Annotated in this window: 19 protein-coding genes; 11 read left to right on the forward strand and 8 right to left on the reverse strand. The window is 71.3% G+C overall.

The window, feature by feature from the left end:
- The first annotated feature begins 11 nt into the window (after nt 1-11).
- From ACXJKQ_RS06095 to ACXJKQ_RS06105, 3 genes are all read left to right on the forward strand, one after another.
- The gene (locus ACXJKQ_RS06095) at nt 12-779 is read left to right on the forward strand and encodes a DUF429 domain-containing protein (protein ID WP_457104872.1); all 768 of its coding nucleotides are present in this window, start codon (nt 12-14) and stop codon (nt 777-779) included.
- An 88-nt stretch (nt 780-867) separates the two neighbouring features.
- Nucleotides 868-1,383, forward strand: a complete 516-nt coding sequence (locus ACXJKQ_RS06100) for an NUDIX hydrolase (RefSeq protein ID WP_457104873.1) — start codon at nt 868-870, stop codon at nt 1,381-1,383.
- A gap of 44 nt (nt 1,384-1,427) precedes the next feature.
- Nucleotides 1,428-2,093, forward strand: a complete 666-nt coding sequence (locus ACXJKQ_RS06105) for a carbonic anhydrase (RefSeq protein ID WP_457104973.1) — start codon at nt 1,428-1,430, stop codon at nt 2,091-2,093.
- A 167-nt stretch (nt 2,094-2,260) separates the two neighbouring features.
- On the opposite strand, the gene ACXJKQ_RS06110 is transcribed toward ACXJKQ_RS06105, so the two are convergent.
- Nucleotides 2,261-2,962, reverse strand: a complete 702-nt coding sequence (locus ACXJKQ_RS06110; RefSeq protein ID WP_457104874.1) for a DUF4142 domain-containing protein — start codon at nt 2,960-2,962, stop codon at nt 2,261-2,263.
- A gap of 283 nt (nt 2,963-3,245) precedes the next feature.
- Between ACXJKQ_RS06110 and ACXJKQ_RS06115 the strand changes: the two genes are divergently transcribed.
- The 5 genes from ACXJKQ_RS06115 (at nt 3,246) to nudC (ending at nt 7,404) form a co-directional block, all read left to right on the forward strand.
- Nucleotides 3,246-4,394 carry an acyltransferase family protein gene (locus tag ACXJKQ_RS06115; RefSeq protein ID WP_457104875.1) on the forward strand — a complete coding sequence of 383 codons (1,149 nt, stop codon included), beginning with the start codon at nt 3,246-3,248 and terminating at the stop codon, nt 4,392-4,394.
- A gap of 27 nt (nt 4,395-4,421) precedes the next feature.
- A complete protein-coding gene (locus tag ACXJKQ_RS06120) occupies nt 4,422-5,285 on the forward strand; it encodes a universal stress protein (protein ID WP_457104876.1) in 864 nt (287 codons plus the stop codon).
- A gap of 111 nt (nt 5,286-5,396) precedes the next feature.
- Nucleotides 5,397-5,993, forward strand: coding sequence for a hypothetical protein (locus ACXJKQ_RS06125; protein WP_457104877.1), 597 nt, complete (start codon nt 5,397-5,399; stop codon nt 5,991-5,993).
- 81 nt (nt 5,994-6,074) lie between these two features.
- Nucleotides 6,075-6,494 carry an HIT domain-containing protein gene (locus tag ACXJKQ_RS06130; protein ID WP_457104878.1) on the forward strand — a complete coding sequence of 140 codons (420 nt, stop codon included), beginning with the start codon at nt 6,075-6,077 and terminating at the stop codon, nt 6,492-6,494.
- 7 nt (nt 6,495-6,501) lie between these two features.
- Nucleotides 6,502-7,404 carry an NAD(+) diphosphatase gene (gene nudC, locus ACXJKQ_RS06135; protein ID WP_457104879.1) on the forward strand — a complete coding sequence of 301 codons (903 nt, stop codon included), beginning with the start codon at nt 6,502-6,504 and terminating at the stop codon, nt 7,402-7,404.
- An 82-nt stretch (nt 7,405-7,486) separates the two neighbouring features.
- Here nudC and cysG read toward each other — a convergent pair whose 3' ends face one another.
- The 7 genes from cysG to ACXJKQ_RS06170 form a co-directional block, all read right to left on the reverse strand.
- Complete coding sequence (gene cysG, locus ACXJKQ_RS06140) at nt 7,487-8,959, reverse strand: siroheme synthase CysG (RefSeq protein WP_457104880.1); 1,473 nt, start codon at nt 8,957-8,959, stop codon at nt 7,487-7,489.
- A gap of 210 nt (nt 8,960-9,169) precedes the next feature.
- Nucleotides 9,170-11,866 carry a nitrate reductase gene (locus ACXJKQ_RS06145; protein ID WP_457104881.1) on the reverse strand — a complete coding sequence of 899 codons (2,697 nt, stop codon included), beginning with the start codon at nt 11,864-11,866 and terminating at the stop codon, nt 9,170-9,172.
- Between the two features lie 116 nt (nt 11,867-11,982).
- Nucleotides 11,983-13,587, reverse strand: coding sequence for a sulfite reductase subunit alpha (locus ACXJKQ_RS06150; RefSeq protein ID WP_457104882.1), 1,605 nt, complete (start codon nt 13,585-13,587; stop codon nt 11,983-11,985).
- Nucleotides 13,584-15,401 (reverse strand): NirA family protein, encoded by a 1,818-nt coding sequence (locus ACXJKQ_RS06155; protein WP_457104883.1) that lies wholly within the window; start codon nt 15,399-15,401, stop codon nt 13,584-13,586. The genes ACXJKQ_RS06150 and ACXJKQ_RS06155 overlap by 4 nt, the downstream gene beginning before the upstream one ends.
- A 10-nt stretch (nt 15,402-15,411) precedes the next feature.
- A complete protein-coding gene (locus tag ACXJKQ_RS06160; RefSeq protein ID WP_457104884.1) occupies nt 15,412-16,680 on the reverse strand; it encodes an NAD(P)/FAD-dependent oxidoreductase in 1,269 nt (422 codons plus the stop codon).
- 897 nt (nt 16,681-17,577) lie between these two features.
- Nucleotides 17,578-18,576, reverse strand: a complete 999-nt coding sequence (locus tag ACXJKQ_RS06165; RefSeq protein WP_457104885.1) for a CmpA/NrtA family ABC transporter substrate-binding protein — start codon at nt 18,574-18,576, stop codon at nt 17,578-17,580.
- On the reverse strand, nt 18,573-19,160 hold the full coding sequence (locus ACXJKQ_RS06170) for an ANTAR domain-containing response regulator (protein WP_457104886.1): 588 nt from the start codon (nt 19,158-19,160) through the stop codon (nt 18,573-18,575). The genes ACXJKQ_RS06165 and ACXJKQ_RS06170 overlap by 4 nt, the downstream gene beginning before the upstream one ends.
- A gap of 220 nt (nt 19,161-19,380) precedes the next feature.
- Between ACXJKQ_RS06170 and ACXJKQ_RS06175 the strand changes: the two genes are divergently transcribed.
- From ACXJKQ_RS06175 to tkt, 3 genes are all read left to right on the forward strand, one after another.
- A complete protein-coding gene (locus ACXJKQ_RS06175) occupies nt 19,381-20,028 on the forward strand; it encodes a hypothetical protein (protein WP_457104887.1) in 648 nt (215 codons plus the stop codon).
- A 111-nt stretch (nt 20,029-20,139) separates the two neighbouring features.
- Complete coding sequence (locus tag ACXJKQ_RS06180; RefSeq protein WP_457104888.1) at nt 20,140-22,029, forward strand: glycoside hydrolase family 15 protein; 1,890 nt, start codon at nt 20,140-20,142, stop codon at nt 22,027-22,029.
- The gene (tkt, locus tag ACXJKQ_RS06185; RefSeq protein ID WP_457104889.1) at nt 22,026-24,101 is read left to right on the forward strand and encodes a transketolase; all 2,076 of its coding nucleotides are present in this window, start codon (nt 22,026-22,028) and stop codon (nt 24,099-24,101) included. The genes ACXJKQ_RS06180 and tkt overlap by 4 nt, the downstream gene beginning before the upstream one ends.
- Nucleotides 24,102-24,120 lie beyond the last annotated feature (19 nt).

The following is a 24,120-nucleotide window of genomic DNA, read 5'->3' on the forward strand; positions in this document are numbered from 1 at the left end:
TGAGGAGCGGCATGGGGCGGTGGATCGCGGGGCTGGACGGCTGCCAGGGTGCCTGGGCGGGGGCGCTGATCGACCTCGATGATCCCGGCCGGCACCGCTGCGCCCTGTTCCCGGACCTGGCTGCGCTCCTCGACGCACCCGAGCAGCCGCGCTGCGTCGGGATCGACGTGCCCATCGGGCTGCCCGACCGGATCCGCGGCGGCGGCCGGGCCGCCGACCGGGCGGCGCGTGCCCGGCTCGGAGCGGCGCGGTCGTCGGTCTTCCCGATGCCGCCGCGGGCTGCCGTCTACGCCCCAGACTACGCGGCCGCCAAGGCCGCTTCGCGCGCTGCCAGCGATCCGCCCTTCGCCCCCTCGATCCAGGGCTACAACATCTTCCCCTATGTCCGCGCGGTCGACACGCTGCTGCGGGAGCGGCCGGAGGTGCGCGGGCGGGTCCACGAGGTCCATCCCGAGGTCGCCTTCCATGCCCTCAACGGCGGCCACCCCCTCGGGCTGCCCAAGAAGGGCGCCCGCGCCCGGGCGGGGCTGGACCTCCGGCGGACGCTCCTCGCGGCGGCGGGCCTGCCGGCCCCGCTGATCGCGACACGGGTGAAGGGCGTTCCGGAGAACGACCACCTCGATGCTCTGGCCGCGCTGGTGGTGGCCCGCGACATCCTCCTGGGACGAGCCGTACCGCTGCCGGATCCGCCGGACGAGGACGCCTACGGGCTACCCGTGGTGATCTGGGCACCGGCGCTCGGCGGGACCGGGGAGAGCGCGGCGCACGCAGCGCGGTAGCGCCGTGCGCCGCCGATCGGCAGCGGAACCGTGCTGTTTTGCGCGGAGCCAGTGTCCGTGCCCGGGCATCCGCTCTAGCTCTGGCTGCATGAGTGCCGACAACCCCCTTCCCGTCCGTCACATCGCCCGCGCGATCGTCCTCGATCCGCAGGACCGCATCCTGCTCATCGCCTACACGTCGGTGCACGCGAAGGAGCCGGACGGCGCGCCGCTGCGCTTCTGGTTCATGCCCGGCGGCGGTCTGGAGCCCGGCGAGGACCACGTCACGGCCTGCCGCCGGGAGCTGGAGGAGGAGATCGGCCGTCCCGACGTCACGATCGGCCCGCAGGTCGCCGCCTGCGACGGCCCGTTCCACCTGTTCCGACAGTCGCGGGACGCCCGGGAGCGCTACTTCCTGGTCCGCCTGCCCGACGACCGGGTCGATACGAGCCGCCTCGCCGAGACCGAGGACAACCCGCTGATCGGAACGCGCTGGTGGCCCCTCGCGGAACTCCGCGCCAGCGGCGAGCGCGTCGAGCCGGCCGGCCTCGCCGACCTTGCGGCCGAGCTCGCGAGCGGGACTATTCCGACACAGCCACGCGTTCTTGCTTGGCGCGAACCTTGAGTTCACCCCCGCCGACGCGGGATTGTCTAACTGGAGACGACGTGATGTTCCCCGTTTACCTGACCGAAGGCTACCGGTCCTTCCTGCTCGACCGCTTCCCGACCGAGCGGCGGCGCTTCGCGCAACTCGCGTCCAGTCAGAACCCGGAAATCCTGGTCATCAGCTGCTGCGACAGCCGGGTGTCCCCGAGCGCGATCTTCAATGCCGGGCCGGGCGAGCTGTTCACGATCCGCAACGTCGCCAACCTCGTGCCGGTCTACCAGCCCGACGGCCAGTATCACGGCACCTCGGCGGCTCTGGAATTCGCCGTCCAGGCTCTCGAGGTGAAGCACATCGTGGTGCTCGGTCATGCTACCTGCGGCGGCATCAAGGCCTACGCCAACAAGGCCAAGCCGCTCTCGCCCGGCGACTTCATCGGGAAATGGGTCTCGCTCGTCGGTCAGGCCGAGGACAAGGCCGGCGATCCCGAAGCACCGGGCTATCTGACCCGGCTGGAACACGCCGTGGTCGTCCAGAGCATGGAGAACCTGTTGACCTTCCCGTTCGTGAAGGAGCGGGTCGATAGCGGCCGGCTGGAGATCCACGGCGCCCATTTCGGCGTGGCCAGCGGCTCCCTGCTGGTGCGCGATCCGCAGTCCGGCGAGTTCAAGGCGCCGATCGACACCGCCGGACTGGCGGTCCGCTCGGTGGCCGCCATCGCCTGCGAGTGAGCGAGCGGCGCTGACGCCGCGGATCGGAACCGGCCCTCCCGGTTCCGATCCGCGCGATCCCGGACCCGGGCCGCGGGCTCTCCCGACACGAAAAAGGCGGCGGGCTCGCGCCCCCCGCCTTTCGGCCCGGCCGAAGCCGAGCCGCCCATCAACCGGGTGCCGACGACTTACATCGCGCCCGGCAGGCGCTGGGCCTGGTTGTAATGCATCTGCAGCGCCGGCAGGGCCTGCTGGGCGTAGTTGCGCAGGGCCGGGTTCGGGCCACCCTGGGCGTAGGCCTGCGTCATCGCGATGGTCATCTGATGCGCCTGGAGCTGCTGGCTGGCGTACAGCCGATCGAAGCGCGGGCCGGCCGGGGCCGCGGACAGTTCGGACAGCATCGCCTGCTGCTCGGGGCTCGGCGGGACGATGGTCGAGGCGCCCGTGGCCATCCCGTCGCCGCGGCCGAGACGGCCGCCCGCCGCCGCGCCGTTCGCAGCCCCGGCACCGGCGCCCTCGAGGCCGCCGACGGGACCACCCGCCAGGGTGCCGCCGACCACGCCGGTCGCGGCACCGACGCCCGCGCCCACGGCACTGCCCGCCACAGCGAGCGGCGCGGTGACCAGACCGCCGAGGCCCGGCTCGCCGGCCACGCCGTTCATCTGGCCACCGGCGAGGGCGACGTTGGCGGCGCGGTGGTCACGCAGCACGGCCTGGGCGTAGGAGCGGACCTTCGGATTGCGCGACTTGGACAGGGCGATCTGCGAGGACTGGATCTCGAACGCGTTCGCCTGCATCGACTGAAGGCGGAAGTCGTTGGCGCTCTGCGCGAGGGCGGGGGTCGACAGCGCCAGGACGAGTGCGGACGCGGCAGCGTAGTTCTTCAGCATCGGGACCTCTCATCGAAATGGACGCGCGAACTGTTCGGGGACGCCGTATGCGCAGGGCTAGACACTCGGCGCCGGCGCGTTCGCGAATTGGTGCGTCAACGAGGCCATGGCCTTATGGTTCCTGTCATTTTTGCCTCGGGCCATGGGGTTCCGGACCGGCGTCCGGCCCGGCGATGAGCCGCCGGCGGCACGGGTTGGCCGCCCGGATCGCCCACTGCGCGGCCGGCAGCCGAGGCCGTCGCGCCGGCATCGCGGCGTCGTCCGCGCGGTTCCGGGGCTTCCGGTGATTTTCGTCGCGATCCAAATCCTGCGCGCCGCCGCCGCCCTGATGGTGGCGTGGCATCATGCGCGGCACGAGGCCGGGCTGCTCGCCCAGCGCGGTGCCGGTCCCGGGCTGGACCCTTCGACGCTCGTCCCCTGGTGGGGCGGGGTCGATCTGTTCTTCGTCATCTCCGGCTTCGTCATCGTCCATGCCGGCGGCCGGCTGGCCGGTATGCCGGGTGGACGTGCCCGTTTCCTCGCCCACCGGATCGCCCGGGTCGTTCCCCTCTACTGGCTGGTGAGCTTTGTCTATCTCGCCCTCGCCCTGGCGCGACCGGACCTGCTCGGCGATGCGGCGGCCCTGGCCCGCGATCCCGGCGCCCTCGTCGCCGGATTCCTGTTCTGGCCGGCGGCACGCCCAGACGGCTCCGTCCAGCCGCTCTACGGACTGGGCTGGACGCTGAACTACGAGGCGTTCTTCTACGCACTCTTCGCCTTCGGGCTCGGATTCGGCCGGCGTGGCGCCGTCGCGTTTCTGTGCGCGGCCCTGGTCCTGCTCGTGGCCGCCGGCGCCCTCGTGTCCGGCCTCCCGGTGGCCCTGCGCTTCTGGGCCGATCCGATCGTGCTCGAATTCGCCGCCGGCGCCGGCCTCGCCCTCGCCTACCGGGAAGGATTCCGGCCGAAGGCCGTCCTGCGGGTCGGCCTCTCGATCCTTGGGGGCGTCGGGCTGGTCCTGGCCGCGCGGGTCCTCGACGGCCAGGGCGAGGCTGCCGGGTTCCTGCGGCCTCTCCTCGTCGGGGTGCCGGCCGTCCTCTTGGTGGCGGCCGCCCTCGGGCCGGCGCGTGGGGCCACTGAGGTTGCGCGGCTGCCCGCCGCGATCCGGGGGCTCGTCAGCCTCGGCGACGCGTCCTACGCGCTCTATCTCGTGCATCCCTTCGCCCTCCGGCTGGTGCGCGAAGGGCTGGTCCGCTTCGGGCTCGCCTCGGACCTGCACCCCTGGGGCGGCATGGCCCTGATGCTCGCGGGCAGCGCCGTGGCCGCGAGCGTGGTCCACCGCTGGGTAGAGCGGCCGCTGACCGCGACGGTCCGCGCCCAGCTCGATCCGGGCGAACCGCAAAACCGTGTGCGCGCCGCGCCCGCCCCGGTTCCACCGGGCGGCCGGGCGGATTAGCTTCGCGAGCCCGAGGAAGAGGCCACCATGAAGACCCTGCTCGTACCCGTCGCGATGCACGATGCTCTGCCCTCCGTCTTCGAGACGACGCGGCTGGCGGCGACGCGCTTCGGAAGTCTGATCGAGGGCGTTTCGCTGCGCCCGGCGCTGGCCGAATACGTGCCCGTCGACATGGTTGGCGGCATGACGTGGCTGCGCGACGAGGAGGCCGACCGCGCCGAGGCCGAGGAGGCGGGCGGGCGCTTCGTCGCCTTCATGGACGGGGCCGGCATCCCCCGTCACGCTCGGGACGGTCTCTGCATACCGGACCGCGTGCCGGATGCCGGTCCGCGCTACCGCTGGCGGCAGGACGTGCCCACCGGCGACGCGTTCCTGGGCCAGTATGCGCGGCTGTTCTCGGCCACAGTGGTCGGGCGCCCGGGCACCACCGACAACGCTCCGCGCATGACCACCTTCGAGACGGCCCTGTTCGAGAGCGGCCGGCCGATCCTGCTGGCGCCCCCTACGGCGCCGACGAGCCTCGGCGACGCGATCATCATCGCGTGGAACGGCTCCACCGAGACCGCCCGGGCGGTGGCCTTCGCGATGCCGTTCCTGCGGCGGGCGGAACGGGTCCTGGTTCTCAGCGTCGAGGGCGGCATGGTGCCGGGACCGACCGCTCAGGATCTGGCCCAGGCGCTGGCCTGCGAGGGCGTGGACGCTTCGTATCGCGCCCTGCCGGCGGGCCGGCGGGTTCCGGGTGAGACGTTCCTGGCCGAGGCCAAGGCCTTCGGCTGCGACCTGCTGATCAAGGGCGCGTACACTCAGAGCCGCCTGCGCCAGATGATCTTCGGCGGCGTCACCAGCCACGTCCTGGCCCATGCCGACATGCCGGTTCTGATGGCCCACTGAGCCGACCGGGCGCCGGACCGCGACCGCGCCGGGAACCGGTGCCGGCCCCTGGCGTTCGGCTCCCGCACCCGGATGGCGGACCGATTGTAGAGGAGCCCCGTGACGAGCCTCGTGAGACGTCTCTTCCTCGCCGGCGTCCTGGCGGTCGCAGCCGGTCCCGCCGCGCGGGCCGAGCCGATGACGGTCCGGTTCCGCGGCGTCGTGGTGTCGGCCGATTCAGAGCGGCTGGAGATCCGCCGTTCCAGCGGCAGCACCCTCACGGTGCAGATGAGCCCGCGGACCCGGATCTACGCGGTCAACGGGGCCGCCCTGCGGAACATCAAGCCCGAGAGCTACGTCAGCGTTCTGGGCGCTGGCGGCTCCGAGCCGCGACAGGCCCAGGCGGTGACGCTGTACTCGCCCTCCGAGCGGGGCTTCGAGGCGGGCAGCCAGCCCTGGGACACGGCGAAGGGGGCGATTCTGTCGGCCGGATGGGTCGCCGACCTCCAGAGGGGGGCGCCGATGCGGCTGACGCTCGCCTATGGCGGAGGCCAAGCGTCCTTCGCGATCCCCGAGGGCACGCCGGTCACCCAGTTCTCCCCCGGCGAGAAGGCGATGCTCCAGCCGGGCGCTGCCGTCACGATCTTCGCGCGGTCGGGGCCGGAGGGTGGCGCCCTGGTGGCCGGGACGATCGCGGTGGGACGCCAGGGCGTCGTCCCGGGACTCTGACCGCGCCGATCGCCGCGCTGCGTCACCGACGGCGCAGGGAACCCGCGCGCGGACGCGCAAGCTGCGCTACATCGGTGGGCGATGACCGAGTCCGCCTTCACCCTCGATCCGCGCCTGGCCGCCGACACCGTCGAAGTCGGCGACCTTTCCCTGTGCCGCGTGCTGCTGATGGACGATGCCCGGTTTCCGTGGCTGATCCTGGTGCCCCGCCGTCCGGACGTCAGCGAGGTCACCGATCTCACCGAGACCGACGCGGCCACGCTCTGGCAGGAGATCCGTCTCGCCACGGGTGTGATGCAGACGTTGTCGAGGCCCGACAAGGTGAATGTCGGCGCCCTCGGCAATGTCGTGGCGCAGCTCCACGTCCACGTGGTCGGCCGATTCCGTTCGGATCCGGCCTGGCCGAGCCCCGTCTGGGGCTTCGAGACCCGCACGCCCTACCCGACCCATGCCCGCGCCCAGCTCCTGGAGCGCGCCGGCGCCTTGTTCTCCGCGGCCTGACGCTCGCATGACCGATCCCCGCGACACCCTGGGCTTCGTCCGCAACCGCCTCGAGCGCCACTCGGCCGAGCAGCCCGAGGAGGCGGTGCCCGCCTTCGACGCGCCGGGCGCCCGCCTCGTCCTGATCTGCGGCGACCGGATCGTCCTGCACGGGCCGACGGCGCTGATCGCGCCCGCGGCGGCGGCCGACCTCGAGCCCGGCCCGCGCATCTTCCTCGGCCATCGGGACGGGCAGCCTGTCTTCGCTGCCGCCGCACCCGCCGAGGCGGCGGAGCGGTTCGCCGACGACCGGACCCGGACCCTCGACCTGCGGTCGATCGCCACCGAAGCCGCCGTGGAGGCCGAAGAACTCGGCCTCTTGGCCGTGGCCAAGTCGATGCTCGACTGGCACGCTCGTCACGGCTTCTGCGCCAATTGCGGCACCGCCACCGTGGCGAAGGCGGGCGGCTTCCGGCGGGAATGCCCGCAGTGCAGCGCCCACCACTTTCCCCGGGTCGACCCCGTGGTGATCATGCTGGTGCGCCGGGGCGACACCTGCCTCCTGGGGCGGGGGCCGCATTTCCGGCCGCACATGTTCTCCTGCCTCGCGGGCTTCCTGGAGCCCGGGGAGACGATCGAGGACGCGGTCCGCCGCGAGGTCTTCGAGGAGACGCGGATCCGCGTCGGCGCGGTCACCTACCGGACATCGCAGCCCTGGCCGTTCCCGTCCTCCCTGATGCTCGGCTGCGCGGCCGAGGCCCTCGACGCGGCGATCGTGACCGACCCGAACGAGCTGGAGGACGCCCGATGGTTCACCCGGGGCGACGTCGCCGCCATGCTCGACGGCACGCATCCCGAGGGCATCCAGGCCCCCCCGCCCATGGCGATTGCCAATTATCTGATGCGCGCCTTCGTGGCCGGCGAGACCTGACCGACGTGGCTCGGTTCAGCCCGGGCCGCCGGGCTGTCGGTTCGGATCGTCGCGACGCAAGAGACGCGCGGAGGCTCTGCGGTCAGACCACCATGCGGCTCTGCTCCGCGTCCACCGGCACCGCGCCCCGCATTTCCGCGAAGGCCGTCCCGACCATCAGCAGCGCCGGCCCGTCGAGACCTGCCGCCTCCACCGCGTCGGCGAGGTCGGCGGCCGTGCCCCGCAGGGCCTGCTGGTTCGGGCGGGTGGCGTTGAACACGAGGAGCGCCGGGGTCGACGGCGCCAGTCCCTCCTCCACCGCCCGTGCCAGCAGCGCCCGGAGGGTGCGCTTGGGCATGTAGACCACCGTGGTGACGCTGGGATCGGCGAGCGCCCCCCAGTTCAGGTCATCGGGGAGCGCCCCGCGGCGGTCGTGGCCGGTGACGAACTGGAGCCGGCGCGCGGCGTCGCGATGGGTCAGGGACAGTCCGAGCGACGCCGCCGCACCCTGCGCGGCCGAGACGCCCGGCACCACCGTCACGGGGATGCCGGCGACCCGGCAGGCCTCGATCTCCTCGCCCGCCCGGCCGAAGACCAGCGGGTCGCCGGATTTCAGCCGCACCACCTGCTTGCCCGAGCGGGCGAGCTGCACCATCAGCGCGTTGATGTCGTCCTGGCGGCAGGAGGGTCCGTGGCCGGTCTTGCCAACCAGCATCGTGCGGGCCTCGCGGCGGGCGTAATCCAGGATCTCGGGGGCGACGAGGTCGTCGTAGAGGATCACGTCGGCGTTGCGGAGCGCCCGAAGCGCCTTGAGCGTCAGCAGTTCCGCGTCGCCTGGGCCGGCCCCCACCAGCCAGACCGCGCCGCCTTTCGGGGCGGCCTCGGTCTCGCCGAGCAGTTCGGCGAGGTCCGTGTCCGACGGCGCCCGGTCGGGCTCCGCGAAGGCGCGGTCTGTGAAGCGCTCCCAGAAGAAGCGCCGCTCCGCGAAACCGTGGAAGCGGGCCGTGACGCCGTCCCGCCAGTCGCGGGCGGCGCCGACCCAGCGGGCGAAGCCTCGGGGCAGCATCGCCTCGATCCGGGCGCGCACGGTCTGGCCGAAGACCGGGGCGGCGCCCTCCGTGGAGATGCCGACCACGAGCGGCGAGCGGTTCACGATGGCGCCGAACTTCACGTCGCAGAGATGCGGCCGGTCCACCGCGTTGACGATGGCGCCGGCCCCGCGGGCCGCGACCACGAAGGCGACGCACTCGGCCTCGTCCTCCATCGCGCCGATGCAGAAGGCCGCGCCCCAGAGATCGTCCGGGCTCCAGGTGCGTTGGTGCAGCACCACCTGCCCGTCGACGATCTCGCCCGGCACGGCGCGCAGCTCCTCGCTGGGCTCGGGCGCGTAGACGTCGACATGGGCGCCGGCCGCGGCCAGCACCTTCACCTTCCACGGGGCGCCCCCGGACGAGCCGGCGAGAACCACGCGCTTGCCGCGCAGGGGCACGAAGACGGGCAGCACCGCCAGCGGCTCCAGGCCGGCGGCCTTGGTCTCGCGGGGGGCGCGGGCGGCGCGCAGGGGGGTCTCGGTCACGGGCCTGTCCTGAATCGTCCTGATTTGACTGGTCCCGCCCACGCCCCTCATCCTGAGGTGCCAGAACGCAGCGGAGGCCTCGAAGGAGGGCTCCAGGGATCACGAGGCCGGCTGGAACCCTCCTTCGAGGCCCGCTCACGCAGGCACCTCAGGATGAGGTGATCTGGCAGGAGAAGCCGATCTGTCCTCGGCGGCGAGTGTATCAGAAAATCACGCGGCGCATGCGGTTTGCCCGGCCAGCATCCTGCGGATCTCCGGTATGCACGAGCCGCAATTCGTGCCGGCCTTGCAGGCGGCGCCCACCGCCTCCACGGAGGGGGCGCCCCCGGCGATCGTCGTGGCGATCACGTCGGCGCCGACGCCGTGGCAGGCGCACACCACCGGTCCCGCCGACGCCGCGGCCGCACGGCCCGAGAGCAGCGCCCGCCGCTCGGCGGCATCGGGCGCCTCGGCGGCGAACAGGGCCTTGGCGGCCTCCCAGTCCGGCCGCTCCGCGGCGGGCGCGTAGGCGAGGCAGGCGACGAGGCGGTCGCCGTCGTAGACCGCGCAGCGGTAGCGGTCGCGGGCGTGGTCGGCATATTCCGCCAATTCGCAGCCCGACAGCGCTTCGCTCTGGATCAGCCCGCGCACCATCAGCGCCACCGCCCGGGAGCTGTCGGCGGTGGCGAATTGCGCGCCCCAGCCGCCGGTGATCGCGGCGCGCGCCCACCACCAGCCGTCGGGGAGCGCCACCTGCCGGCGCGTCAGCAGGAAGCCGCGGGCGCGGTATCCGACGGGCGTGATGGCCGCGGGGGTCGCCTTGAGTTCGGGCTGACCCGAGACCGGGTCGGGCATGCCGCGCACCAGCGCGCCGACCCGCGCCTGCGACGCGAAGGCGCCGCTCCAGTGCATCGGCATGAACAGGCTGCCCGGCACCACCGTGTCGGTGACCGTCACCTCCAGCTCGGCCCTGCCGTGCGCAGTCGATACCCGGGCGATGTCGCCCTCCGCGAGGCCGTGGGCCGCGGCGTCGTCCGGATGGACCTCGACGAACGGGACGGCCCGGTGTGCCGACAGGCGCTGGCTCTTCCCGGTTCGGGTCATCGTGTGCCAGTGGTCGCGGACCCGGCCGGTGTTGAGCATGAGCGGGAACGCCGTCGAGGCCGCGAGCGCGAGGGCGGGCGGCTGCACCGCCACGAAACGGGCGCGCCGGTCGAAGGTGTAGAACCGGCCGTCGCCGAACAGCCTGGCCTTGCCCTGCGGGGCGCCCCGGAAGCCGGAGCGCTTCGGGATCGGCCACTGCACCGGCGGGCTCGCGTCGTAGGCGGCGTCGCTGATCTCCGCGAGCGCGCCGAGGTCGAAGTCGCGGGTGCCGTTGTTCTCGTAGGCCGAGAGCCCGGCATGCTCGCGGAAGATCTCGGCAGCGGAATCGAACGCGAAGGCCCGGCCGTGGCCGAGGCGGCGGCCGACATTCGCCAGCGCCGCCCAGTCGGGCCGGGCCTCGCCGGGGCTCGTGAGGAAGCGGCGCTGGCGCGAGATCCGGCGCTCGGAATTGGTGACCGTGCCGTCCTTCTCGCCCCAGGCCTGGGCGGGGAGAAGCACGGTGGTCTTGCCGCATCCCCGGGCCGTGTCGGAATCCGCCACCGCCTCGGAGACCACGTAGAGGTCGAGGCCGGCGAGCGACTCGCGGATCGCGTCGGCCCGCGGCATCGAGACCAGCGGGTTCGTGCCCATCACCCAGAGGGCCTTGATCTTGCCGCGGTCGATCGCCTCAAACAGCGCCACCGCCTTCATGCCCTCGCCGGTGATGATCCGTGGGGCGCCCCAGTAGCGGCGCACCCGGTCGACCTCCTCCGGGGTGAAGTGCATGTGGGCGGCCAGCATGTTGGCCAGCCCCCCGACCTCGCGCCCGCCCATGGCGTTGGGCTGGCCGGTCAGGGAGAACGGCCCCATCCCGGTCTCGCCGATGCGGCCGGTGATGAGGTGGCAGTTGATGATGCTGTTGCCCTTGTCGGTCCCCTGCGCCGACTGATTGACCCCCTGCGAGAAGGCCGTGACCACCCGGCGGGTCCCGGCGAACAGGGCGTAGAAGGCCGCGATGTCGGCCTCCGGCACGCCGGTGACGGCGGCGACCGCCGCGAGATCCGGTGCGATCTGGCGGGCGCGGTCGAGGGCGCCGTCGAGCCCGGCCGTGTGGGCGTCGACGAAGGCGCGATCGCGAAAACCGTTGTCGGACAGGTAGACCAGCAGGCCCGAGAACAGGGCGGTATCGGTGCCCGGCCGGATGCCAAGGAACAGGTCGGATTCCTCCGCAGTCTGGGTCCGGCGGGGGTCGATGACCACGAATCTGGTTCCGCGGCGCTCCTTGGCGTCGGCCATGCGGCGGAACAGGATCGGGTGGCACCACGCGGTGTTGGAGCCGACCAGCACGATCAGGTCGGCCTCGTCGAGATCCTCGTAGCAGCCCGGCACCGTGTCGGAGCCGAAGGCCCGGCGGTGGGCCGCGACCGCGCTCGACATGCACAGCCGCGAATTGGTGTCCACGTGCGGCGTGCCGATGAAGCCCTTCGCGAGCTTGTTGGCGACGTAGTAATCCTCGGTGAGGAGCTGGCCCGAGAGGTAGAAGGCGATCGCGTCCGGCCCGTGCTCCGCGGCGACCGCGCGCAGCTTCGCCGTGACCGTGTCGAGGGCCGCGTCCCACGAGACCTGCGCGCCGTCGACCTGCGGGTGGAGCAGGCGGTTCTCCAGCGACAGGGTTTCGCCCAGCGCCGAGCCCTTCGAGCATAGGCGGCCGAAATTGGCCGGGTGCTCGGCATCGCCAGCGATCGTGGCGCCGCCCTGCCCGTCCGGGCTCGCGAGCACGCCGCACCCGACCCCGCAATAGGGGCAGGTGGTCCGCACCGTCGGCGCCGCCACTGGCTGGGTCATGGCTCGAATCCTCGAAGGGTCGTTCCGGGCAGGAGCAAGCTTCGCGCCGCCGCTTCCCCGCTCCCGCCCCGCATCCGCGGCGCACCCTCCCCCGCAGGAGGAAGGGTTTTGGACGCTCAGTACACGTCGGCCTGATAGCGCCCGGCCTTCCTCAGCGCGGCGAGGTAGGCCACCGCGTCTTCGGGGCTCTTGCCGCCGAACTGCGCGGCCACGTCGATGATCGCCCGCTCGACATCCTTGGCCATGCGCTTGGCGTCGCCGCAGACGTAGAAGTGCGCGCCGCCCTCGAGCCATTTCCACAGCTCGGCGCCGTTCTCGCGCATCCGATCCTGGACGTAGGTCTTCTCCTTGCCGTCGCGCGACCAGGCCAGGGACAGGCGGGTAAGCACCTTGTCGTCCTTCAGCTTGGTCAGCTCGTCCTTGTAGAAGAAGTCGCTCGCCTGACGCTGGTGGCCGTAGAACAGCCAGTTGCGGCCGGGCGCCTGCGTGGCGGCCCGCTCGCGCAGGAAGGCCCGGAACGGCGCGACGCCGGTGCCGGGGCCGCACATGATCACGTCCTTCGACAGGTCGGCCGGCAGGCCGAAGCCGTGCGCCTTCTGGAGATAGACCTTCACCCGGGTCTGCTCGGGCAGGCGCTCGCCCAGGTGGGTCGAGGCGACGCCGAGCCGCAGCCGCGAGCGGTGGTTGTAGCGCACCGCGTCCACCGTCAGCGACACGCGGCCGACATCCATCTTCGGCGAGGACGAGATCGAGTAGAGCCGGGGCTGCAGCTCGTCGAGGGCCTCGAGGAAGACCTCAGCGTCGGGCCGGGCGCCCGGGAACTTGTGGAGCGCGCCGAGCACGTCGAGATAGGCGGCGTCGCCGTCCGGATCCTCGCCGGAGGCGAGCGCCTGCGCCTTCTTGCGGGCTGCGCCCGAGGTGAGGAGCGACAGGAGCTGGTAGAGATTGTCGGGCGCGGCGCCGAGTGCGTAGTTGATCAGCAGGTGCTCGCGCAGGGTCTTCTCGCCGATCACCCGTTCGGGCCGGGCGCCGAGTTCCGCGATCACCGCGTCGACCAGGGCCGGGGCGTTGGCGGGGAACAGGCCGAGCGAGTCGCCGACCTCGTACTGGATCGGCGTGCCGTCGAGGCCGATCTCGACGTGCCACGTCTCCTTCTCGCCGCCCGGGTCGTTGAGGCGGCGGCGGGACAGGAAGAGCGCCTCGACGGGGTTCTCGCGGCAATAGCCGAGCGGCCCGAGGTCGGCCGCCTTCGGGGCGTCGTCGTCCGCCTTCGGCGCGGCCGGGGCGCCTCCGGCGGCGCCGAACTCCTCATCCAGCTTCTTGAGCATGCGCAGGGTCTCTTTGCCGCCGGGCTGGCAAAGGTTCAGGCGCGCCTCGTTCTTCAGGAAGATCGCGTTGGCGTAGTCGGCGCAGTTGTAGCCGCACTGGCCGCAATCCTGCTGGGCCATGGCGGCCATCAGCTTCTGCGGCTCGGAGCGGTCCTTGGCCATCTCCATCCGGTCGCCGATCGGCACGGAAGGGTCGTGCCAGGGGGCGTCGTCGTTGTCGGCAAGCTGCTTCGCGCCGGCGCCCGGCAGTTCTCCGGGCGCCAGGGCCGTGGCGCCCTCGATGGCGGGGCCGAGCAGAGCCGCGAAGTAGCCCGAGAGCCAGGCCCGCTGGTCCTCGTTGAAGGGCGCGGTCTCGGGGATCAGGACGAGGGGGGGCGAGACGTGCTGGGTCATGCGGCGGCCTTCAGGGCGGGGTGGTCCTCGGCGGCGTCGCGGAGCGCCTCCGCGCCGGTGCGGCTGGTGAAGGCCTGGAAGCTCTCCTCCGGCCCCTGGCGGAGGGCGAGGTAGGCGCGCAGCAGAGCCTCGACGCGGGCGGGCGCGTCCTCGGCCTTCACGGCCTTCCAGATCTCGGTGCCGATCTTCGGGTTCTCGGCGAAACCGCCGCCGACCACGACGTCGTAGCCCTCGACGGTGTCGCCCTCCTCCGAGACGACGACCTTGGCGCCGATCAACCCGATATCGCCGATGTAGTGCTGGGCGCAGCTGTGGTGGCAGCCGGTGAGGTGGAGGTTCACCGGGACGTCGAGGTTCGGCAGGGCCGTCTCGACGTGGTCCGCGATGATCAGGGCGTGGCCCTTGGTATCGGAGGCTGCGAACTTGCAGCCTCGGGCGCCCGTGCAGGCGACGAGGCCGGAGCGGATGCCGGCCGCCTTAGTGGTGAGGCCGAGATCAAGCACCCGCTGCTCGACCTCGGCGACCTTCGCGTCCGGAACCCCTGAAAAAATGAAGTTCTGCCAGACGGTCAGGCGGATCTGGCCGTCGCCGCACTCGGCCGCGATCTTGGCCAGAGCTCGCACCTGATCGCTGGTCATCTTGCCCACGGGCAGGACGACGCCGATCCAGTTGAGGCCCGGCTGCTTCTGGGCGTGCACGCCGACATGGGCGAAGCGGTCGGTGGCCTTGCGCGGCGCCACGTGCTCCGGCGCGACCCGGTCGAGCTTGCGGCCGAGCTTGTCCTCGACGGCGGCGAGGTACTTGTCGAAGCCCCAGGCGTCGAGGACGTACTTCATCCGGCTCTTGTTGCGGTTCGTCCGGTCGCCGTTCTCGATGAACACCCGGATGATCGCGTCGGCGACCACGTTGCAGTCCTCGGGCTTCAGGACGATGCCGGTGTCGCGGGCGAGATCGCGGTGGCCCGAGATGCCCCCGAGCACGAGGCGCATGTAGATGCCCGGCGCCACCGCGGCGCCGTCGAGCACCTCCACGGCCTGGAAGCCGATGTCGTTGGTCTCCTCCAGGGTCGGCATCACGCCGCTGCCGTCGAAGGCGACGTTGAACTTGCGCGGCAGGCCGTAGAGCGATCGGTCGTTCAGGATCCAGGTGTGCCAGGACTTGGCGAGCGGGCGCGTGTCCAGCAGCTCCTGGGCGTCGATGCCGGCGGTCGAGGAGCCGGTGACGTTGCGGATGTTGTCGGCGCCCGCCCCCCGGGCCGTGAGGCCGATATCGGTGAGCCCGTCGAGGAAGGGCTGAGCGTGCTCCGGGCTGATCTCGCGGACCTGCAGGTTCGCCCGGGTGGTGACGTGGACGTAGCCGCCGCCGTGTTCGTCGGCGAGGTCAGCGACGCCCGCGAACTGCCAGTGGTGGAGGATCCCGTTCGGGATCCGCAGCCGGCACATGTACGAGACCTGGTTCGGCGCGACCCAGAACATCCCGTGGTAGCGCCAGCGGAAATTGTCCTCGGGCTTCGGCTGCTTGCCGGCAGCGGCCTCCTGGATGAGACGGTTGTGGCCGTCGAACGGGTTCTCGGCGCGCTTCCACTTCTCCTGGTCGCAGAGCTTGCCGCCGTTCTTCACGGTCCGGTCCTGCGCCTTGATGTGGATCGCGTCCGGTCCCGTGGGCTCGGCGGGGGCTGCGGCCGCCGCAGCTCCGCCCCCGGCGAGGCCGCCGGTCATGCGGACGGCGGCGATGCCGGAGGCGAAGCCTTCGAGGTAGCGCTTCTGCTCGGCGTCGAAGACGCCCACGGCGGTCTGGGTATTGGTCTCGGACATGCGCGCCTCCTCAAGCAGCCAGCGGCTCGGGCGCGGGGCGCCCGAACATCAAGTCGTCCACGTTCTCGATGGGGGCGCCGGAGCGGATCAGCCCCTTGCAGGCGCCCTGCTCGGCGATGTCGCCGACGAACACCGCACCGATCAGCCTGCCCTCGCGCACCAACAGCTTGCGGTAGAGGCCGGCGCCGGGATCGGAGAGCACGATCGCCTCGGCGTCGTCGGGCGTGTCCACGACGCCCGCCGAGAAGACCGGCAGGCCCGATACCTTCAGGCTCGTGGACAGGGCCGTGCCCCGATACTCGGCCGGCTCACCCGCGAGGTTCCGGGCCAGCGTCTCGGCGTGCTCGTAGGCCGGCTCGACCAGTCCGTAGATCTGTCCGCGGTGCTCGGCACACTCGCCCAGCGCGAAGATGCTCGGGTCCGAGGTTGTCAGGCGGTCATCGACCGTGATGCCCCTGCCGATCGCCAGACCCGCCGCCTGGGCCAGCGCCACCGAGGGGCGCACGCCCACCGACATCACGACGAGGTCGGCCGGGAGCACGGTGCCGTCGGCCAGGACGAGGCGCTCGACGCCGGCCGCACCCTCGATCCGGGCGGTGTCGGCCTTGAGGATCACGCGCACGCCCCGCGCCTCCATGGCGCGCTTCACCAGCCCGGCGGCGTGATGGTCGAGCTGGCGCTCCATCAGCCGGTCCATGACGTGGAGCAGCGTGGTGTCGACGCCGAGCCGCGCGAGCCCGACCGCCGCCTCGAGGCCCAGGAGGCCGCCGCCGATGACGATCGCCCGGGCATGCTGCACGGCGGCCTTCCGGATCGCCGCCACGTCGGCGAGGTCACGGAAGGTGATGACGCCCGGCAGGTCCATGCCGGGCTTGGGCAGGCGGATCGGCAAAGAGCCGACCGCGAGGACCAGCTTGTCGAAGGGCAGGACGTGGGTTTCGCCCACGATGACGAGGCCGTTCTCCCGATCGATCCGCGTCACCGGCGCGCCGGTGATCAGGCGTATGCCGTGATCCGCGTACCAGTCGAGGCCGCGGAAGGTGCAGGCGGCCTCGTCCACTTCGCCGCCGAGCAAAGAGGACAACAGCACGCGGTTGTAGGCGGCGGTCGGTTCGGCTCCGACGCAGGTGACGTCGAACCGGTCGGGCGCGCACTCGGACAGCCGCTCGAGGAAACGCAGCGAGGCCATGCCGTTGCCGACGACGACGAGCCGCTCGCGCGGCAGAGCGATGTCACCGCGCACGTCGTTCTCAGGGAAAGCTTTGGGAGATGTCGCCATCGCTCGGTCGCGTCTGGAACCTCGATTGCAGGATCGTTGGCGGACCGCCCACGAAAAAGCCGCTGCCGGTCGTCTCCCGGCAGGCTCAAGCCTCAGGAGAACCGGATCAGCGGCCTCGCTGACGGCGCTGTCCGTCGCCGTTGACGGACGCCCGAGGCTCAGCAGGTTCCGTGCCAGCCAGAATGACTGACAGCAACATGTTGAAGTAATTTAGAAATCCGCGGCGGCTCGCAGACAGGCGGCCCCCGACCATCGTCGGCGTTGCGCTGCACAAAAAGTGTGCGGACCGTTGTAAAAACGGTCACGGATCGAGACAGGGATCAGAGAGGGCTGTCGCCGCGACGGGGGGATTTCCGGGGCGAGGGAAAGTGCTTGGCAACGCCGATCAGGACGAGGTCAAGGCGCGTGGCGACACGATAAATATCGCCTTATGCATGCAGGACGGCGGCAATACGGTAAGAAACCGCAACAAGACCGCACAATGTGTCCTGCTGAGAACAGATACCCGATCTCGATCCGCAATGCACCGAAGGCGAGTGTCGCCCGGTGATGCGATCGATCGATACCCGCTGCGCCGGGTGGATCGCCTGCTAAAGCAGCGTCGAGAGCATCGCCAGCAAGCCCAGGGTCGGCATCGCGCCGGCCGCGAGGACCCAGTACCACGTATAGGTCGGGCCGGGCCGGCGGTTATCGTTACACGCGCGGGGGACCTTGCCGCCCCGGCCTACGTAACGTCTCAGCTCGACCCGCCCGCGCGGATGCGAGATCGACGATCCAGTTTCGAGTTTGCGGCATCCGGGCATGGCATGACCACAACGGGTGAGCCTGTCCGACGTTCCGCCTCGGTTCGCACCGGCGCCTCGGGTCGGTGACGAAAGGCCGCGACTGTCGCGGTCCTCAGAAATCGGCGACGGCTGCGCGATACAGGTCGCCACGGAAAACGGTCGCCGCCGCCGCGAGGTCCAGGTGACGGGGGATCTGCTGCGACGCGCCCATCTGCTTCAGAAGCCACCGGGCGTGCTCCGCGCGCGGCTCCTGGATCGTCGCGTCGAACCGGAGGACCGCGCCGGCTGCGGCCGGCGCTTCGGCCCCGTCGGCAAAGGCCTGCCCGAGCAGCGACGGTTCGAGATTCAGGTAGGTGGCGCGGGCGAGCCGATGGATCAGCTCGGTGCGGTTCTCGGGATCCGCGCACCAGCGTCCGGCCCGGGCGACCGCCCGCACCAGCGGTAGGATCGCGCCGTCGAGCCGTGCGGAGACGGCCAGCACCTTCTCGGGCGCGTCCGGCGCCAGGGCGCCGCCGCGCACAGCGATGCACCCATGGCCGGCCGCGACAGCGACGTCGTTCCAGGGCGCCCCCGCGCAGAACCCGTCCACCAGGCCGCGGGCCAGGGCCTCCACGCAGTGTTGCGGCGGGACGACGACGGTGCGGACGGTCGAGGGATCGAGCCCGCCGGCTTCGGCGAACAGCCGTAGCTGGTAGCTGTGGCACGAGAAGGGATGCACGGTGCCGAGCGTGACGGGGCTGCCGGCGCGGTACCTCTGCTCCGCCACCCGGGCGAAGGCGCGGGCGACGGCCGCAACGGCCGTGCTCTCAGCGCCCATCGTCGTCCAGAGGGTGTGGGACAGCGTCACGGCGTTGCCGTTGACGCTGAGCTGCATCGGCACGATCAGGTCGGAGGGCGGCCCCGACAGCGCGAGGCGGCTGGCGAGCGCCAGCGGTGCCAGCATGTGGGCGCCGTCGAGATGCCCCAGCGCCAGACGGTCGCGCAGGGTCGCCCAGGACGGCTCGGCGGTGAGATCGAGGTCGAGGCCCTCGGCCCGGGCGAAGCCGAGTTCATGCGCGGCGATCAGGGGCGCCGCGTCGCAGAGCGGGACGTAGCCGAGCTGCAGCCTCATCCGAGCAGGTCCGCGGTGGTGACGATGGCCCGGGCGATGTCGGCGATCTTGCGCTTCTCGTTCATGGCCTTGCGGCGCAGCTGCTTGTACGCTTCATCCTCCGAGAGGCCCTTCATGGTCATCAGGATGCCCTTCGCCCGCTCGATCAGCTTGCGGTCGGCGAGTTCGCTCCGGGCCTCCGTCAGCTCGCGCTGGAGCCGCGCGAAGGCGTTGAAGCGCAGGATCGCGATGTCGAGGATCGACTTGATCCGCTCGGCCCGCAGACCGTCCACCACGTAGGCGGAGATCCCGGCATCGACGGCGGCCTGCATCATGGTCGAGTCCGACCGGTCGACGAACATCGCCACGGGCCGCTCGACTTGCCGCGAGACGCCGGACATCTGTTCCAGGATGTCCCGGCTTGGGCTCTCAAGGTGAATCACCACCACGTCGGGCCTCAGCGCCGCCACGCGCTCCATGAGGTCGGCCGAATCGGGGATGACCACCACGCGTCCGATCCCGGCGGCGCGCAGGCCCTCCTCCAGGATGGCCGCGCGGGCTCGGCTCGGGTCGATCACGGCGACGGTGAGGTTGGTTTCGGTCATCTTGGCCCGGTTCGGGGCGAGTCTCGACGGGCGGGCGGCCCGGCTCGGGCCGTGGCAGGCCAAGCAAGCCCTATGCCCGAGTTGGCGCCCGCCGCGGAGGGTCGAGGGGAATCCCATCCTAGGCCTTGGTAACCGCCCCGCAAAGAAACGGTCCAGCTTCCGCCGCAATGCTGGCCGCATCCTGAGCGCCTCGAAGCGATCAGGGAGATCGGTGATTCGGATGCGCAGGCCAGATCAGCCCGCCCTGACGGACGCCGCGACCGGCCGCGTCTCCATGCCCTTCCTGCCGACGCTGGCCGTCGTTGCCCTCCTGGGCGTGGCCTCTCTCTATTGCCCATCGTCGAGCCCGACGCCGGCGCGCGTCCGGGCGGAGGTGGAAGAGCCCGCGGCCCCCGGACCCACGGATTTCGCCCCCGTCGCCGCGATCGCAACGCCCGGCCGCCTGCCGGCCGCGATCGTGTTCGCAGAGTTGTACCCCCTCGACTCCGCGGCTTCGCGAACGGGCTCTCTGCCGTCCCGTTCCGCCGGAGCTGCCCGGGCGCCGGCCCACGTCGCGGCGGCGGTGCGACGCGCTTGCCCGGGCCGGCGCTGCCCGGAGACGCCGCGCACGCCTGGCCCTCTTCCGGATTCCCTTGCCGATCCCTTCGTCGATCCCTTCGCCGATCCCCTGGCGGCTGCGCGTGCGGACAGCGCCCAGACGGCTGAGGACGCGCCGCTGCCGTCGCAGGCCCTGCCCTTCGCGGCCTCCGTGGTCGAGACCCTGGTTCCCGCCGCCCGGGCCGTCGGCGATGCGGCGGACCTCGTTCGCTCAGGCGCTGCGGCCGTCCAGGGCTCGGTGGCCCTGGCGGTGGTCGATTGCCTGCGCTGATCCCGTCCGCGGACTGCCCCGTAGGACGCCTCTGGATCTCCTGACCGCACGTCCTAGGTGCGTCGCAGCGGACGGCCCGGGCCGCCGACCGCTGATCGGAGCCGGGGCCGGATGGCTGCACGAATCGAGGATTACGCGCTCGTCGGCGATTGCCGCAGCGCGGCATTGATCAGCCGGCAGGGCAGCGTCGATTGGCTGTGCTGGCCGCGCTTCGATGCGGCCGCCCTGTTCACCCGCCTGCTGGGGACCGAGGCGCACGGCTTCTGGAAGATCTTCCCCGAGGCAGAGCACGTCGAGACGCGCTGGGCCTATCGCCCCGGCAGCCTCGTCCTCGAGACCCGTCACACCACCCGGCTCGGCGAGGTTCTGGTCACGGACTTCATGCCCGTCGGCGACGGATCGCATCTCGTGCGCCTCGTCGAAGGCGTGCACGGGCGGGTCGCCATGCGGATGGAGATGGCGGTCCGGTTCGATTACGGCTCGGCCGTGCCCTGGGTGTCCCGCTCCGAGCTGGGCGACCTGCGCGCCGTCTCGGGACCGCACAAGGTCGTGCTGCGTACCGACGTCCATCTCAAGGGCTCTGAGGCGCAGACCACCGTCGCCGAGTTCACGGTCCATGCCGGCGACAGGCACCGGTTCGTCCTGAGCTACGGCCCCTCCCACGAAGACGACCCGCACCCGATCGAGCCCCGTAAGGTCCTCGACGCCACGGACCAGCACTGGCGCGAATGGGCGTGCCGCTGCGCGGGCGGCACGCCCTGGGACCGGATGCTCCAGCGCTCCCTTCTGACCCTCAAGGCGCTGATCTACGAACCCACCGGGGGCATCGTGGCGGCGCCGACGGCCTCGCTGCCGGAGGGGCTCGGCGGCGAGCGCAACTGGGATTACCGCTTTTGCTGGCTGCGCGATTCGACCCTGACGCTGATCGCCCTGATGGACGGGGGATACATCGACGAGGCGCGCAACTGGCTCGACTGGCTGCAGCGGGCGGTGGCCGGGAACCCCGAGCAGGCGCACATCCTCTACGGGATCGCCGGCGAGCGGCTTCTGCCCGAGATCGAGCTGGATTGGCTTCCGGGCTATGAGGGTTCCCGGCCCGTCCGGATCGGCAACGCCGCCGCCAGCCAGTTTCAGATCGACGTCTATGGCGAGCTGTTCGACGCGCTCTATCAAGCCCATGCCCGGGGCCTGCCGGTCAGCCAGGACGGGTTGCGGGTCGGGCTGGCGATCCTCGGCCACCTGGAGCAGGCATGGCGCCTGCCCGACGAGGGGATCTGGGAGGTGCGCGGCGGCCGCCGCCACTTCACCCACTCGAAGGTCATGGCCTGGGTGGCGTTCGACCGGGCGCTGCGCATGCACGAGATGCACGAATCAGGCGCCACCGAGGAACATGCCAAGCGCTGGCGCGCTATCAAGGACGAGATCCACGCCGAGGTTTGCGAGAAGGGTTTCGACCCGGAACTCAAGAGCTTCGTCCAGTCCTACGGATCCAAGGCGCTGGACGCGAGCCTGCTGCTCATCGCCCATACCGGCTTCCTGCCACAGCACGATCCCCGGGTGATCGGGACCGTCGAGGCGATCGGCAAAGGGCTGATGCGGGACGGTTTCCTTCTGCGCTACGAGACCGAGGGTCAGACGACCGACGGCCTCTCGGGCAACGAGGGGGCTTTCCTGCCCTGCACCTTCTGGTACGCGGACAATCTCATCGGCCTGGGGCGCCGCGACGAGGCGGGGGTGCTGATCGAGCGCCTGATCGGCATCTGCACCGATCTCGGCCTCGTCAGCGAGGAATACGACGTGCAAGCCAAACGACTTGTGGGTAACTTCCCGCAGGCTTTCACTCACGTCGCGCTCGTCAACACGCTGCTCAGCTATACGCGCGGCGAAGGGCCGGCGGATCGGCAGGGTGGTAAGGGCAACGGAGCTCCTCCCGCCGTCCTTCGGCAGCGCGAAGCCGCGAAGCGGCACGCGAGAGGCGAACTGGAAGACGCGACATCATGAGCGGTGCTGACACTCCCGCCAAGGCGGCTCTCGCTGAGATCGATACGCTCAGCATCAACACGATCCGGACGCTCGCGATCGACGCGGTGCAAAAGGCCAATTCCGGGCATGCGGGGGCGCCCATGGCGCTGGCGCCGGTCGCCTACACCCTGTGGAACCGCTACCTGCGCTACGACCCGGCGCATCCACACTGGCCGAACCGCGACCGGTTCGTGCTGTCCTGCGGCCACGCCTCGATGCTGCTCTACGGGCTACTGCACCTCGCAGGCGTCGCCGAGAGCGACGGCGGCAACGCGCCGGCAGTGACGCTGGAGGACATCAAGAAGTTCCGCCAGCTCGACAGCCGGACCCCCGGCCACCCGGAATACCACTTCACCACCGGCGTCGAGACCACCACCGGCCCGCTCGGCCAGGGCGTCGCCAACTCGGTCGGCATGGCCATGGGCAGCCGCTTCCTGGGCCAGCACCTCAACCGGCCGAACCTGCCGCTGTTCGACTACAACGTCTACGCCGTCTGCTCGGACGGCGATCTCATGGAGGGCGTCGCCTCGGAGGCCGCCTCGCTGGCCGGCCACCTGCGCCTCGCCAACCTCTGCTGGATCTACGACGACAACACCATCACCATCGAGGGCCACACGGAGCTGGCCTTTGGCGAGGAGGTCGCGACCCGGTTCCTGGCCTACGGCTGGCAGGTCCTGCGCGTCGCCGACGCCAACGACGTGCACGCGCTCGCGGGCGCCATCGAGACTTTCCTCGCCACCAACGACCGGCCGACGCTCATCATCGTCAAGTCGGTGATCGGCTACGGCGCGCCGAAGAAGCAGGGCACCTCCAAGGCCCATTCTGACGCGCTCGGCGAGGACGAGGTGAAGGGCGCCAAGCGCGCCTACGGCTGGCCGGAGGACGCCCAGTTCCTCGTGCCGGACGGCGTGCAGGAGAATTTCCGGACCGGCATCGGCAAGCGCGGCGCCGGCCTCTACGACGCGTGGCAGGGCCTGCTCGCCGAGGCCAAGGCGGCCGACGCCGCTCACGCCGAGGACCTCAACGCCTTCCTGGAAGGCCGCCTGCCGGCCGGCTGGGACAAGGACATCCCGGTCTTCGAGCCGGACGCCAAGGGCCTCGCCACCCGCGAATCCTCTGGCAAGGTGCTGAACGCCATCGCCCAGCACGTGCCGTTCCTGCTCGGCGGCTCGGCGGACCTGGCCCCGTCCAACAAGTCGAACCTGACCTTCGAGGGCGCGGGATCCTTCGGCCCGTTCTCGCCGGGCGGCCGCAATCTGCATTTCGGCGTCCGCGAGCACGCCATGGGCTCGATCGTGAACGGGCTCGGCCTCTCCGGGCTGCGGGCCTACGGCGCGACCTTCCTGGTCTTTGCCGACTACATGCGGCCGCCGATCCGGCTCGCCGCTCTCATGGAGCTGCCGGTCTTCCACATCTTCACCCACGACTCGATCGGCGTCGGCGAGGACGGGCCGACCCACCAGCCGGTGGAGCAGCTCCTGTCGTTGCGCTGCATCCCCGGCCTCGTGACCCTGCGCCCGGCCGACGCCAACGAGGTCGCCGAGGCCTACCGGGTGATCTTCTCCCTGAAGAACCAGCCGGCGGTGCTCGCGCTGTCGCGCCAGCCGCTGCCGACCCTCGACCGCGCGAAGTACGGGGCCGCCTCCGGCACCGCCAAGGGCGGCTACGTGCTCGCCGACAGCGAGGGCACGCCCGACGTCATCCTGCTGGGCTCGGGCTCCGAGGTGCAACTCTGCGTCGGTGCCTATGAGGCCCTGAAGGCCGAGGGCGTGAAGGCCCGCGTGGTGTCGATGCCGTCCTGGGACCTGTTCGAGCGGCAGGATCAGGCCTACCGTGACGCGGTGCTGCCGCCCGCCGTGAAGGCGCGGGTCGCCGTGGAGCAGGGCAGCGTCATCGGCTGGGACCGCTACGCCGGCTCCGAGGGCACGGTCATCGGCATGCACACCTTCGGCGCCTCGGCGCCGATCAAGGATCTCCAGACCAAGTTCGGTTTTACCCCCGATAAGGTCCTGGACGCCGCGAAAGCGCAGCTGGCCAAGCACAGGACGTAGCCCGAGGGCCTGCTCCCCC

It is taken from the genome of Methylobacterium sp. P5_C11, assembly GCF_054049775.1.